Source organism: Methylobacterium sp. CM6241, assembly GCF_054817845.1.
Window position 1 is genome coordinate 1658732 of sequence record NZ_CM139246.1, and the last position, 13553, is coordinate 1672284.

Annotated in this window: 14 protein-coding genes; 9 read left to right on the top strand and 5 right to left on the bottom strand. The window is 67.3% G+C overall.

Annotated elements, in window-relative coordinates:
- Positions 1–100 precede the first annotated feature (100 nt).
- The 5 genes from dctP to ACYQR9_RS07700 all read left to right on the top strand — a co-directional run bounded on the left by dctP (position 101) and on the right by ACYQR9_RS07700 (position 3836).
- Complete coding sequence (gene dctP, locus ACYQR9_RS07680; protein WP_056423638.1) at positions 101–1120, top strand: TRAP transporter substrate-binding protein DctP; 1020 nt, start codon at positions 101–103, stop codon at positions 1118–1120.
- Entirely contained in the window at positions 1117–1761 is a 645-nt protein-coding gene (locus ACYQR9_RS07685; RefSeq protein WP_461229226.1) for a TRAP transporter small permease, read from the top strand. The genes dctP and ACYQR9_RS07685 overlap by 4 nt, the downstream gene beginning before the upstream one ends.
- Complete coding sequence (locus ACYQR9_RS07690) at positions 1758–3110, top strand: TRAP transporter large permease (RefSeq protein ID WP_056423642.1); 1353 nt, start codon at positions 1758–1760, stop codon at positions 3108–3110. Before ACYQR9_RS07685 ends, ACYQR9_RS07690 begins: the two co-directional genes overlap by 4 nt.
- 134 nt (positions 3111–3244) lie before the next feature.
- On the top strand, positions 3245–3547 hold the full coding sequence (locus ACYQR9_RS07695) for a BrnT family toxin (protein WP_461229227.1): 303 nt from the start codon (positions 3245–3247) through the stop codon (positions 3545–3547).
- Positions 3519–3836, top strand: a complete 318-nt coding sequence (locus tag ACYQR9_RS07700) for a BrnA antitoxin family protein (RefSeq protein WP_311274265.1) — start codon at positions 3519–3521, stop codon at positions 3834–3836. Before ACYQR9_RS07695 ends, ACYQR9_RS07700 begins: the two co-directional genes overlap by 29 nt.
- 57 nt (positions 3837–3893) lie before the next feature.
- Here the strand turns inward: ACYQR9_RS07700 and ACYQR9_RS07705 are convergent, their stop codons facing one another.
- Positions 3894–4490, bottom strand: coding sequence for an LOG family protein (locus ACYQR9_RS07705; protein WP_461221106.1), 597 nt, complete (start codon positions 4488–4490; stop codon positions 3894–3896).
- Positions 4491–4704: 214 nt separating this feature from the next.
- On the opposite strand from ACYQR9_RS07705, the gene ACYQR9_RS07710 reads away from it, so the two are divergent.
- From ACYQR9_RS07710 to ACYQR9_RS07725, 4 genes are all read left to right on the top strand, one after another.
- Positions 4705–6384: a LysM peptidoglycan-binding domain-containing protein gene (locus ACYQR9_RS07710; protein ID WP_207410048.1), complete on the top strand. Its 1680-nt coding sequence runs from the start codon at positions 4705–4707 to the stop codon at positions 6382–6384.
- A gap of 129 nt (positions 6385–6513) precedes the next feature.
- Positions 6514–8481, top strand: coding sequence for an ABCB family ABC transporter ATP-binding protein/permease (locus ACYQR9_RS07715; RefSeq protein ID WP_461229228.1), 1968 nt, complete (start codon positions 6514–6516; stop codon positions 8479–8481).
- 48 nt (positions 8482–8529) lie between these two features.
- Entirely contained in the window at positions 8530–8763 is a 234-nt protein-coding gene (locus ACYQR9_RS07720; protein ID WP_246747701.1) for an ADP-ribosylglycohydrolase family protein, read from the top strand.
- 103 nt (positions 8764–8866) lie between these two features.
- Complete coding sequence (locus ACYQR9_RS07725) at positions 8867–10042, top strand: MFS transporter (RefSeq protein WP_461229229.1); 1176 nt, start codon at positions 8867–8869, stop codon at positions 10040–10042.
- A 100-nt stretch (positions 10043–10142) separates the two neighbouring features.
- Here the strand turns inward: ACYQR9_RS07725 and ACYQR9_RS07730 are convergent, their stop codons facing one another.
- From ACYQR9_RS07730 to ACYQR9_RS07745, 4 genes are all read right to left on the bottom strand, one after another.
- Entirely contained in the window at positions 10143–10463 is a 321-nt protein-coding gene (locus tag ACYQR9_RS07730; protein ID WP_461229230.1) for a hypothetical protein, read from the bottom strand.
- A gap of 68 nt (positions 10464–10531) precedes the next feature.
- On the bottom strand, positions 10532–11305 hold the full coding sequence (locus ACYQR9_RS07735; RefSeq protein WP_461229231.1) for an ABC transporter ATP-binding protein: 774 nt from the start codon (positions 11303–11305) through the stop codon (positions 10532–10534).
- A complete protein-coding gene (locus ACYQR9_RS07740; RefSeq protein ID WP_461229232.1) occupies positions 11302–12342 on the bottom strand; it encodes a FecCD family ABC transporter permease in 1041 nt (346 codons plus the stop codon). The genes ACYQR9_RS07735 and ACYQR9_RS07740 overlap by 4 nt, the downstream gene beginning before the upstream one ends.
- Positions 12339–13436: an iron ABC transporter substrate-binding protein gene (locus ACYQR9_RS07745; RefSeq protein WP_461229233.1), complete on the bottom strand. Its 1098-nt coding sequence runs from the start codon at positions 13434–13436 to the stop codon at positions 12339–12341. The genes ACYQR9_RS07740 and ACYQR9_RS07745 overlap by 4 nt, the downstream gene beginning before the upstream one ends.
- Positions 13437–13553 lie beyond the last annotated feature (117 nt).

A 13553-nucleotide genomic window follows, 5' to 3' on the forward strand; every position in this document is an offset into this window, starting at 1 on the left:
TATACAAGACATAGTTCGCTGGTATATCGAATGGGCGTTGCAGTATAAATGTTGCGCCGCAATACAGCGAGACCGCAAAGGTCCGCATGGGAGAGACGCCATGACGTTGACACGCCGCGCCCTCGTCGCATCCGGCCTCGCCGCCCCCGCCATCCTGTCGATGGGGTTGAAGGCACAGGCGGCCACCACCCTGAAGCTCTCCCACCAGTTCCCCGGCGGCACGATCGATGAGGGCGATTTCCGCGATCGCATGTGCCGGAAGTTCGCCGCCATGTTGGCCGAGCGGTCGAAGGGCGCGCTGGAGGTGCAGGTCTATCCGGGCTCGTCCCTGATGAAGACGAACGCCCAGTTCGGTGCCATGCGCAAAGGAGCGCTCGACCTGTCGCTCTACCCGTCACCTTACGCGGGCGGCGAGGTGGCCGAGATGAATATCGGCCTGATGCCGGCGCTGGTGAGTTCCTACGAGCAGGCCATCGCCTGGAAGAAGGCGCCGGTCGGCCGGAAGATCACCGAGATCCTCGATTCGAAGGGCATCCTCCTCGTGTCGTGGGTCTGGCAATCGGGCGGCGTCGCCAGCCGCGAGCGTCCCCTCTACGCGCCCGCGGATGCCAAGGGCCTCAAGGTGCGCGGCGGCTCGCGTGAAATGGACCTGATGATGAAGCAGGCGGGTGCGGCCACCCTGTCGATCCCGTCGAGCGAATCCTACGCCGCCATGCAGACCGGCGCCTGCGATGCGGTCATCACCTCCTCCACCAGCCTGATCTCGTTCCGCCTGGAGGAACTGTCGAAGTCTCTCACCTCGGGTCGCGAGCGCTCCTACTGGTTCATGCTCGAGCCGATCATGATGTCGAAGATCGCGTTCGACCGCCTGCCCAAGGACCAGCAGGATCTCATCATGGCGATCGGAGCCGAACTCGAACCCTTCGGCCAAGCCGGCGCCAAGGCGGACGACACCAAGGTCGAGGAGATTTTCACCAAGGCCGGGGCCAAGGTTCAGAACCTCGACGAGAAGACCCTCGGTCAGTGGCGCGACATCGCCCGCGAGACCGCCTGGAAGGACTTCGCGGGTAAGTCGGCCAGCTGCGCCGAGCTCCTCAAGCTGGCGGAGCAGGTCTCGTGAGCCACGCCTTCGACGCGGCCTCGGCCGCTTCAGAGACCGCTATCGCCGCGCCCGAACCCCGGATTCCCGGTGTGCTCGGGCATCTCGACCGGGGCATGAAGGCGATCAACCGGGTGATCATGCTGCTCGGCGGCATTGCCCTGGTCTGTGCCTGCCTCGTGCTCAGCTACAGCGTGGTCGTGCGCTACGCCCTGCACGAGCCCACCGACTGGCAGGACGAGATGGCGGTGTTCCTCATCGTGGGGGCCACCTTCTTCTCCGCTGCCGCCGTGCAGGCCAAGCGCGGCCACGTGGCAATCGAGGCCCTGAGCGGCCTGCTCTCGCCCCGTGTGAACCGCGCCCGCCTTTTGATGGCCGACATCATCAGCATCGTGTTCGTCACGTTCTTCGCCTGGAAGAGCTGGACCCTGCTGCACGAGGCCTGGGTGGACGGCCAGGTTTCGCAATCCTCCTGGGGCCCGCCCCTGTGGATTCCCTACGCGCTGATGGCGGTGGGAATGACCTTCCTCGGCCTGCAATTCCTGCTGCAGATCATCGAGGCGCTGACTTACGGCCCGCGCGCGGCCGGCTGGGCCAATCCGAAGATCGGCCTCGGCGCCGATCTCAATGCACCTTCCCTCAAGACGGGCACCCACCCATGAGCGTCGCGGCCATCGGCTTCCTCTATGCGGGCGCGACGCTCAGCGCGATGCTCGCCGGCATTCCCATCGCCTTCGCGCTCGGCTTCGTGGCGCTGGCGTTCATGTTCTTCTTCATGCCCGGGGCCTCCCTCGATACGGTGGCGCAGAACGTCTACGAGGAGATGGCCTCCATCACCCTCCTGTCGATCCCGCTCTTCATCCTGAAGGGCGCAGCCATCGGCCGTAGCCGGGCGGGCCAGGACCTCTACTCGGCCATGCATGCCTGGATGCACAAGATTCCGGGCGGCCTCGGCATCGCCAACGTCTTCGCCTGCGCGCTCTTCGCCGCCATGGCGGGATCCTCGCCCGCCACCTGCTCGGCCATCGGCTCGGCGGGCATCCCGGAGATGAGGAAGCGCGGCTACTCGCCGGGCTTCGCCGCCGGCATCATCGCGGCGGGCGGTACCCTCGGCATCCTGCTGCCGCCCTCCATCACCATGATCCTCTACGCGGTCGCCGCCGAGCAGTCGCTCGGACGCCTGTTCCTCGCCGGCATCGGGCCGGGCATGCTGCTGGTCGGGCTGTTCGCCGCCTGGTCGGTCTATCGCTTCCGCTCGGAATACGCCGCTGCGAAAGACGCCTATGAGCGTCACGGCACCGCCTCGGCCATCCTGGCCGAGGACACCTACAGCATGCGCCAGCGCTTCTCGACGCTGCCGCGTGTGCTGCCTTTCGTGATCCTGCTCACCGGCGTGATGGTGGCGCTCTATGGCGGCTATGCCACGCCCTCCGAGACGGCGGGCCTCGGTGGCCTGCTGGCCCTTGGGCTCATCGCCATCATCTACGGCGTCTGGCGCCCGAAAGACGTGAATCCGATCCTCGCCGCGACCCTGCGGGAATCGACCATGCTGATGCTCATCATCGGCATGTCGCTCCTCTACGCCTACGTGATGAGCTACCTGCACATCTCCCAATCGGCGGCGGCCGCCATCGTGGCGATGCAGCTGTCCAAATGGGTGCTGTTGGTGACGATCCTCGGCCTCGTGATCCTGCTCGGCTTCTTCCTGCCGCCGGTCTCGATCATCCTGATGACCGCGCCGATCATCCTGCCGCCGCTGAAGGCCGCCGGGTTCGACCTCGTCTGGTTCGGCGTGGTGATGACCATCACCATGGAGATGGGGCTGATCCACCCGCCGGTGGGCCTCAACATCTTCGTCATCAAGAACATCGCCCCCGACATCCCGCTGAAAGACATCATCTGGGGCACGCTGCCCTTCGTGATCCTGATGGCCGTGGCGATCCTGATCCTCTGCCTCGTCCCCGGCATCGCCATGTGGCTGCCGAACTGGCTGTTGCCGACGACGCGGTAGGAATTCGGAGCGGTCGGCGACGGGCGGTTCGGACCCTAACAGTCCGGACCGCCTTTCGGCGTCCGGAACAGGCTGGTTCATCTCGACCTGACGCCTCGATGTAATTACAATAGTGTCGTTACACCGAGGCGGTGATGCTGCGTTTCATCTGGGACCCGGTCAAAGCCGCGAGCAATCTCAGAAAGCACCGCGTCACCTTCGCGATCGCCACGCGCGTCTTCGCCGATCCATACGCGCTCATGGAGCAGGATCGGATCGAAGGCGGCGAGCGCCGCTGGTTGACGGTCGGTCTCGTCGACGGATTGCTGGTTCTGGCGGTCGCACACACCGTCATGGACGAGGAGGACGGTTCGGAGACGATCCGGATCATCTCGGCCCGGGTGGCGGATCGACGGGAACGGAGGTTCTATGAGCAAGAACGATCACGTCGGATATGAATTCGATCCTCATCATCCGCCGGCTCTCACCGCTGCGGAGAGAGCCGAAATCGAAGCGCTGGCCGCCTTGCCGGATGACGATATCGACCGGTCTGATATCCCACCGCTCACGGAGACCTTCTTCGCGGGTGCCGTCCGCAACCCGTTCTACCGACCGGTCAAAATGCAGCTCACCACACGGGTCGATGCCGACGTCCTGGCTTGGCTGAAAGCCGGCGGCCGCGGCTATCAGACCAAGCTCAATGCGATCCTGCGACAGGCGATGCTGCGCGAAGCCGCCAAGGATTAGAACCTCGAGCCGAAATGCCGATTTGGATCAAGGCCCCCGACCTGCGTGGCTCAGCCGTCAGAACCGCTCGGTCACGAAGGCCTCCGCCTCCGGCGAGGTCTCCGTCGATTCGGTGCGCAGCAGGGCGATGACCTCGGCGGCGTCTTTGGCCACGAGGTAGTTCAGCTCCAGCCCCTCGCGGATGAAGCCCTGGTCGCGCATATGGTCGAGGAGCGTCAGCAGCGGCGTCCAGAAATCGGCGATCGAGAGTAGCAGGATCGGCTTCTTGTGCCGGCCGAGCTGCGCCCAGGTCAGCTGTTCCACGAGTTCCTCGAGGGTTCCGATGCCGCCCGGCAGCGCCACGAAGGCGTCCGACCGCTCGAACATCAGTCGCTTGCGGGTATGCATGTCGCCGACGACGATCGTCTCCTGGATGTCGTCGAGCATCCGCTCGCGCGATTTCAGGAAGTCGGGGATGATGCCGGTGACATGGCCGCCGGCATCGAGCACTGCCTGCGCGACTGTGCCCATCAGCCCGACATTGCCGCCGCCATAGACGAGGCCGAGCCCGGCATCCGCCAGGGCGCGGCCAAGCGTCGCCGCGGCCTCGGCGAAGGCCGGATCACCGCCGAAGCCCGAGCCGCAATAGACGCAGACATTCTTCACCGCGGCCATGCCGAGCCTCCCACGGTGAGGGGCAGACAGGCACCGCCCAGGGGCCAAACTGCTGATTTCGTGAATGATCCCGCCTTTCGGGGGGAAGCGCGATTTGGTGTTGAGATCATGTCGGCTAGTATGTCGCCATCAATCGACGCTTTGTCGACAGCCAGAGTCGAAACCCGGCGATGTTATCTGCCGCAAAGTCGATGGATTTGAGGAGAGCGGTGCCATGACGGCGGAATGGCGGCGAGGCCTGATTCTCGCGGGCGGCGGCCTGCTGGCCGGATTCGCCCTGGTCGTCGTGCTGTTCGGCGCGGGCGAGATGGTCAAGCGCGTTCAGGGCGACAAGCAGCCCGTGGCCGCGGCAGCGCTGCCCCGGTCGAATGAGACCAGCACGCCGGAATCGCGGGCGGCCGAATCGCCTGCGGCCGCCGGCTCGCCGGTGACGCCGCCCGTGCGCCGCGAGGAGGGGGCTTCGACGACGCCGGGAAAGTCGCCGTCGGGGGGGCGGGGGGCCACCGGACAGACGGGCAATCCATCCGCCGCGCAGGACCAGGCGCAGGCCCCGACCTTCGATATCATTCGCGTCGAGCCGACAGGCGAGACCGTGATCGCCGGTCGCGGAACGCCCAACACCACCGTCGAGATGCTGCGCGACAACCATCCAATTGCCCGTGCGCTCATCGACCCGTCCGGCCAGTTTGCCATCGTCCCGCCTGCTCTCCCCCCCGGTAGCAGCGAGATCACGCTGAGTTCCATCGGGGCCGACGGACAAGGTCGTCAGGCGCGGGAAACCGTCATGGTTGTGGTGTCCGCCGACCGTACCACCAAACCGCTCATCGCTCTGACTTCGCCCGACAAACCTACCGTCGTCCTGTCGCAGCCGGATCGTCCGACGGATGCGGCTTCGGCCAAGGTGGCGGGGAACGTACGGAAGGACAGCGATCCGGCCCCGGCCGGCGCTGCGGGCCGGGCTTCCGCCGATGCCGCAAAGGGGAGCGTCGGCAAGGCTCTCGCGGGCCGAACCGATAGCGCCAAGTCTGGGAGTGGTAAGCCTGACGCTGGCAAGCCTGAGGATGCCAGGTCTGAAACGGCCAAGCCGGATGCCGTGCCGGTCAAAGTCGTCAGCGTCGATGCGGAGGAGGGCGGCCGCCTTTTCGTGACCGGACAAGCGCCGGCCGGTGCCACCGTCCGCCTCTACATCAACGACACGCTGATCGCCCCCGGCAGTGTCGGCGCCGACGGGCGTGTCTCGTTCACGATCGGGCGCGGCGTCGCCCCCGGGGATTACCGGATCCGCATCGATCAGGTCGATCCGGTCTCCGGTAAGGTGAAGAACCGGTCCGAGGTCGGCTTCGCCATGCCGAACGCGGCGAAGCCCGCTCTCGGCAACGGGCAGGAGTCGCCGGCCAACGGCGTGGCGGCCCTGACGCCACCCGCTCTTCCGGCCAAGCCCTTGCCAAGCGCGGCGCTAGCGGCGAGGACGCATGCCAAGTTCGCCGGAGCCCAAGGATACGGGACCCTTCCATCCCCGTCCGAGCGTCCGGCTCAAGGGGCGCCGCAGGATGCCACGCCGAGCGCGCCTGCGTCGCCGATGACGATGGGCCGGTCGCAGCCGGGACCCACCACCGGCGAGGCTGGCGCGACATCTGCTCAGGCCCCGGCGAGCCAGCCCTTGGCCGCGCCGCAGAATGTGTTCGTGCCGGAGATCAACACGGCTCGGATCACGCGCGGCGACAGCCTCTGGCAGATCAGTCGGCGCGTCTATGGAAGGGGGACCCGGTACACGGTGATCTTCGACGCCAACCAGCCGCAGATCCGTAATCCCGATCTGATCTATCCCGGCCAGATCTTCGTCGTGCCGTCCGAGAGCGCGTCGACTCTGCCTGAGGACAAGCGTCGTAGCTGAGACGAGGCGCGGTACCGCGCAGTCTGCAGCCCGGCCCTGCGCCGCCGGGTGCCTGTCTAGAACGGTTCGAGAGACTATATCGGGGGCTGAGTTCGTCCACTCCCGGTTCATCCTCCCGAGTCTGTCTGAATGAGCACCGATCCCACTGCCGTGGCGAACGGCGGCACGACGCCGCCCGAGCGTCCCGGCCTGTTCGCCACGTATCGACGCCTGTGGCCCTATCTCTGGCCCCATACCCGGCCGGACCTGCAGCGGCGCGTCTTCCTCGCCTTTGGCCTCCTCCTCGTCGCGAAATTCGTGACGATGCTGACGCCCTTCACCTTCAAATGGGCGACCGACGCCCTCGTGGCGGCAGTGGGGGACAAGGATGGCCTCGGTGCCACCATACCCACGGGCCTGTTCGCGGCGCCGATGCTGATGATTGGGCTCTACGGCCTGTCACGCGTGATCATGGCCTTGCTCACCCAGGTGCGCGACGGGCTCTTCGCCAAGGTGGCGATGCATGCGGTGCGTCGCCTCGCGCTCCAGACCTTCGAGCACATGCACCGGCTCTCCCTGCGCTTCCATCTGGAGCGCAAGACCGGGGGCCTCACCCGCGTGCTCGAACGCGGCCGCGGCGGCATCGAAGAGCTTTCGCGCCTGATGGTGCTGACGCTGGTTCCCACCATCGTCGAGTTCGTGCTGGTGATCGGCGTTCTCGCCTACGAGTTCGACTGGCTCTACTCGTTCGTCGTCTTCGTCATGGTGGCCGCCTATCTCGCCTTCACCTGGAAGGCGACGCAATGGCGGATCGAGATCCGCCGGCGGATGAACAACTCGGATACCGACGCCAACACCAAGGCGGTCGATTCGCTGCTCAATTTCGAGACCGTGAAGTATTTCGGTGCCGAACGCCGCGAGGCTGAACGCTACGACAGCTCCATGGCCAAATACGAGACAGCGTCGACCCAGACCTACGTTTCGCTCGCCGTGCTCAATGCCGGTCAAGCTCTGATCTTCACCATCGGCATGACGGTGGTGATGTGGCTCGCCGCGCGGGACATCATGGCCGGGCGAACCACGCTCGGCGGGTTCGTCCTCGTGAATACCATGCTGATCCAGCTCTCCATGCCGCTCAACTTCATGGGCATGATCTACCGCGAGATCAAACAGGCGTTGATCGACATCGACGACATGTTCCGGATCCTGCATCGCAACCCGGAAATCGCCGACAGGCCCGGCGCCAAACCTCTCGCGGTCTCGGCCGGTGTGGTCCGGTTCGAGGACGTGCGCTTCGCCTACGATCCGGCACGGCCGATCCTGCGCGGCGTCAGCTTCGAGGTGCCGGCCGGCCGCACGATCGCCATCGTCGGCCCGTCGGGGGCGGGCAAATCGACCTTGTCGCGGCTACTGTTCCGGTTCTACGAGCCGCAATCCGGCCGTATCCTCATCGACGGCCAGGACATTGCCTCCGTCGAGCAGGGCAGCCTGCGGGCCGCCATCGGCATGGTCCCGCAGGACACCGTGCTGTTCAACGACACGATCGGCTACAACATCCGCTACGGCCAGTGGGCTGCGAGCGACGAGGCGGTGCGCGAGGCCGCCCGCCTCGCCCAGATCGACCGGTTCGTCTCCGCTTTGCCGGAAGGCTACGACACGCCGGTGGGCGAGCGCGGGCTGAAGCTCTCGGGCGGCGAGAAACAGCGCGTCGCCATCGCCCGCACGATCCTGAAAGGCCCGCCGATCCTCGTCCTCGACGAGGCGACCTCGGCCCTCGATTCCTTCACCGAGCGCGAGATCCAAGACGCCCTCGACAAGGTCAGCCGCGGTCGGACCACCCTGGTCATCGCCCACCGCCTGTCGACGGTGGTAAATGCCGACGAAATCATCGTTCTAGACCGGGGCGTCATCGTCGAGCGCGGCGACCACCCGACCCTGCTCGATCTCGGCGGGGTCTACGCTTCCCTCTGGAGCCGCCAGCGCGAAGCCGACGAGGCCCGAGAGATCCTCAAGCGCGCCGAGGAGGAGCGGGTCGATGACGAGGTCCCGCCCTCGGTGGAGCGTGTGGCCCCTCAACCGAAAAGGCCCGTCGTACCCGAGCCGATGCCCGCCGAATAACGTATCGCAAGGGGCGGTACGTAATCATCTGTCGTCGTGTCCGGCTACATGATCCACACGCTGGAGGCGGCGCTCCGGTCAGTCGGCACCACCCAGACCTTCGAGGACGTGCTGATCCTGACCGTCAATCTTGGCGAGGACGCCGATACGGTCGGTGCCGTCACCGGCCAGCTCGCAGGCGCCCTCTACGGCGCCTCGGCGATCCCCGAACGCTGGCTCCGGCCCCTCGCCTGGCGCGAGCGGATCGTCGATCTCGCCGATGCCTTGGCGGCGAAAGCCTGATACCAGGCGCATCGCGCGTTGCCGTCATGATCCGCGTATGGAAAACACCCGTGCGGACGCTCGTACGAGGGTCGACCGGATCGTCCCCGTTTCGAGGGTGTGTATGCCCGTAGCGCCAACGTCCTTCTCGACCACGCGCCTGATCGTGATCCTGGCTTTCGCCGGCTTCGCCAGCACCTTTGCCGGACGGGCCATCGAGCCCCTCGTCGGCGTGCTCGCCCGCGATCTGCAGAGCGATCCGCATACAGTGGCGCTTCTCTCGACGGCTTTCGCGCTGCCCTATGCGCTGATCCAGCCGATCCTCGGGCCGGTCGGGGATTCGTTGGGCAAGGAACGGGTCATCGCGGTCTGTCTCGGCATCCTCACCCTGGCGCTTGCCGGATGCGCGGTCTCGGCCGATCTCACCGTGCTGTTCGGGCTCCGCATTATGGCGGGCGCGGCGGCGGGCGGCGTCATTCCCCTGGCGCTCGCCCTCATGGGCGACCGTATCCCGCTGGAGCGCCGACAGGTCGCCATCGGCCGGTTCCTCGTCGCCGTCATCCTCGGCCAATTGTCCGGCTCGACCTTCGCCGGTCTCATCGAGGCCGATGTCGGTTGGAAGGGCGTCTTCGCCATCACGGCGGCGGTGGCGGCCCTCGGCTGTGCGGCTGCGATCCTCGGCTTCGAATGGGCGGCCGGCGCGGCACCCAAACGCTTCGCGCTGGGCGAAGCGGTGGCCCGCTACCGCACCATCGTCGCGATCCCCCGTGCGCGGGTCCTGTTCATCGCCGTCTTCGTGGAGGCCATCGCAGTCTTCGGCATCTTTCCCCATCTCGCGCCGTTGATCGAGGCGCGCGGGGAGGGCGGCCCCCGCGAGGCCGGGCTGGCACTGGCGGGCTTCGCCGCCGGTGGTTTGCTCTACTCGGCCTTCGTCGCCGTGCTCCTGCGCCTCCTCGGGATGCGGCGGATGCTGATCGGCGGAGGCATAATCTGCGCCGGCGCCCTTCTGGTCATCGGCAGCGCGGCAAGCTGGCAGGTGGATTGCGCGGCCCTGGTGGCGTTGGGCCTCGGCTTCTACATGCTCCACAACACCTTTCAGGTGCAGGTCACCGAGGTGGCACCGACGGCCCGCGCCTCGGCGGTTTCGCTCCACGCCTTCTCGTTCTTCTGTGGCCAGGCTTTGGGAGTCGCGATCCTCGGCTCGGCGCTTCAGGGCCTCGGCCAGTTCATCGCGCTCGCGCTCTGCGCGCTGGTGATCCTGGGGGTCGGCAGCTTCAGCGCAAAGCTTCTCGCGCGCTGAAGCTCCGCTTCCCGACATCGCCGGCTCGCCCAAATCTAACTCTCGTGACCCGCATCGTTGATGCTGATGGGAGTGTTCACGGGATGGTGCAGCGGTTCCGTTATGCCGCCTCCAGCCCCGCATACCACTCGGCATAGGTCGTGTTTGCGACCATGCGGCGGTTCTGGTCGGGGGCGCCGTCCGTCCACCAAACGGGGCCGCGCTCGCCGAGGCCGTGCTTGGCGGCGTCGACCGCCGCGCGGGCGCGCTTCATATCGGCCTCGTCGCCCGAGCGCTTGGCCTCCTTCACCGCGCGCCGCGCATCCATCAGCGCCTTGACGAGATGCTCCCGCTTTTCTTCGCTCAGGTTCGGATTGGTGCGCCGCCAGAGCCGTCCCCTGACGACGATGTAGCGGCCGTCGGGGGTCTCCAGCACTGACATCGGGCATCCCGTCCCATCATCGCGGCAGGTCGGCATGGCAACGCGCGGGTGGCCACAGGTGTGCCACGTCAGCGGGGCAGGATCGGTGTGCAGACGAAGCGCCCGCCGCCCGGCAGGGGCACGATGGCGACGTCCACTCCATAGAGGAGGCGCAGGGTCTCCGGCGTGACGGCTTCCTCCGGTCTGCCGAGCGCCAGGAGCCGACCCTCATGCAGGAGTGCCACCCGATCGCAGAGGAAGGCGTGGTCGGGGTCGTGCGTCGAGAGAACGACGCCCATGCCGCGTTCCTTCAGGCGTCGCACTTGGTCGAGGACGCGGGCCTGGTTGCCGAAATCGAGGCTGGCGGTGGGCTCGTCCATGACGAGGAAGCGCGGCTCCCCGGCTAGAGCCCTGGCGATGAGGACGAGCTGGCGCTCGCCACCGCTGATCTCCGTGTAACGCCGCTCGGACAGATGCCGGATACCGAGGGTTGCCAGGGCCTCGAGGGCGATCGCCGCGTCCGCTTTGCCGGGCGCCGCGAAGGCACCGAGGCGGCTCGCCCGCCCCATCAGCACCACGTCCTGAACGCGGAAGGGGAAGAAGGCGGCATGAGCCTGCGGAACGTAGGCGACGCTCCGCGCGAACCGCGCCCGCGACCACGTCGCCACATCTTCGCCGTCGAGGAGGATTCGCCCCGCCTGGGTCGGAAGCAGGCCGAGGAGGGTCTTGAAGAGGGTAGTCTTGCCGCCGCCATTCGGGCCCAGAAGGCCGAGCACCTCGCCCGCTTCCAAGGTGAAGCCGATGCCCTCGCCGAGGGGCTTGGCGCCGTAGCCGAAAGCGAGGTTCTGGACCTGCAGGCTCACGCCCAGCCCCCCTTCGCGGTGGCCAGGAGCCAGAGGAAGAACGGTGCGCCGATGAGCGCGGTGAGGATGCCCAGCGGCACCTCGATGGGCGCGACCGTGCGGGCGACGAGATCCACCGCGAGGAGATAGCCCGCCCCCATCAGCAGGGAGGCCGGCAGCAGGCGGCGGAAATCCGGCCCGACGATTAGCCGCGCCACATGCGGGATGATGAGGCCGATCCAGCCGATCACGCCGGTGACCGAGACGGCGGCGGCGGTCACCAGCGTCGCGGCGGCGATGAAGAGCGGGCGCAGCAGGCGCGTCTCCACGCCCAGCGCACGGGCCTCCTCCTCGCCGAGACTCATCAGGTTCATCCGCCAGGCGAACAGGACGAGCGGCAGCAGGCCGAGCACCATGGCCGGCAGGATCGCTCCGACATCGCCGAGGCTGACGGAGGCGAGGCTGCCGAGCAGCCAGTAGGTGATGGCGGGGAGCTGGTTGTAGGGGTCGGCCAGCACCTTGAGCAGCGAGATCGCGGAGCCCAGCACCGCTCCGATGGCGACGCCGGCCAGCACCAGGGTGAGCACCGGATCGTGCCGCCGTACCGCGAGGCCCACCGCGTAGACCGCGCCCACCGCGAGCAATCCCCCGGCGAAGGCGAGGAGCTGGATCGCACCCACGGGGAGCGAGAGAAAGATGCCGAGCACGGCACCAAGGCTCGCCCCCGCCGAGACGCCGAGGATATCGGGCGAGATCAGGGGATTGCGGAATAGGCCCTGGTAGGTCGAGCCCGCGGCGGCGAGGGCAGCGCCGACGAAGAGGCTCGCCGCCACGCGCGGCAGGCGCACCTGCAGCACGACGATCTGCGCGGTCGGATCGATGGAAGAGTTCAGCCCGAGCAGTTTCGCCCAGAGGATGCGCGCCACATCGGCGACGGGCACGGAGTACTTGCCCGTCGCCAGCGACACCAGGACCAGCATCACCAGCGCGAGGAGCGGGAGTACGCCCGTCACGGCGAGGCGCAAGGCGGGCCGGGCTGCCAGGGAGGAGGCTGTCACGGGCGTGTGGCCCCTGCATCCTTCAGCAGGGTTTCCAGCTGCGCCGCGTCGAGGTCCACGTGGTAGAAGCGCATGTAGAAATCGCGCGTGATGCTCTCCATCGGCTCGGGGAAGAGGTCGGGATACAGCCGTCCCGCGAGCCAGCGCAGGCCGATCAGGCGGTTGATTCCCGGCGGCGAGTCGAACCAGCCGAAGGGCAGGCGCGGCGTCTGGTAGACCCGGCCGGCGCGAACGGCCCGTAGCGTGCTCCAGAGCGGATCGGTGGATATGGTCCGGTGGAAAGCCGGGTCGAGGGTGACGATGGCGTCGGGGTCCCAGGCCAGGACCTGTTCCGGCGAGATCGTGGTGAGCCCCGTGGCGCCCCCGCCCTCCGCGACATTGCGAGCGCCGGCGAGATCGAGGATTTCTGTATTGATCGAGCCCGAAACCCCCGTCTCCAATCCGCGTGGCCCGCGAGCGTAGTAGACGCGCGGTCGCCTGTCGGCAGGGATCGAAGCGATACGGTCCTTCACCTCGGCGATCATCGCCTCCGCATGGGCGGCGAGATCCCTGGCCCGCTCTTGCACTCCCACCAGATCGCCGAGCTTGGCATAGGTCTCGGAAGTCCGGTCGATGCTGCCGTCGAGGAGGATGTAGGGAATCCCCGTCTGCGCCTGGACCCGGTCGGCGAGCGACGCATAAGTGGGCGTGGTGCTGCCGACATCGACGATGAGGTCAGGCTTCAGGGCGAGCACGGCCTCCACATTGGCGGTGTTGCCCCGGCCGGTGAGCCGGCCATAGGCGGGCAGGCCGCGTGTCTCCGGTGTCAGGAAGGCGGCCTCGTCGGGGGAGGGGGCGCGGACCCAGCCGATCATGGTCTCGGGCGCCAGTGTGTAGAGCAGGACCGAGGCTGGCGGACCGGCGGCGAGGATGCGGCGCGCGCGCTCCGGCACCTCCACCTTTCGCCCCGCGGCATCGACGAAGGGACGGGCAGCGCCTGCCTCTACGGTGAAGACGAGGCCCATCAGAGCCATCGCGGCGGCTGCGAGCACCTGCGTCGCGCGGGACGAAACCTGTCTGCGGCCGGCGGCCGGCGGGATGAAGCGAAGGATCATGGCCGATATCGTATCATGGCGGCGGACGCTGCGCTTCGCGACGCACGCGCCGGGATCGCCCCGAGACCCGGAGTGACCGAACCGGCCTCTCGTTTGTCATCCGCGAGGGGCTGCTAT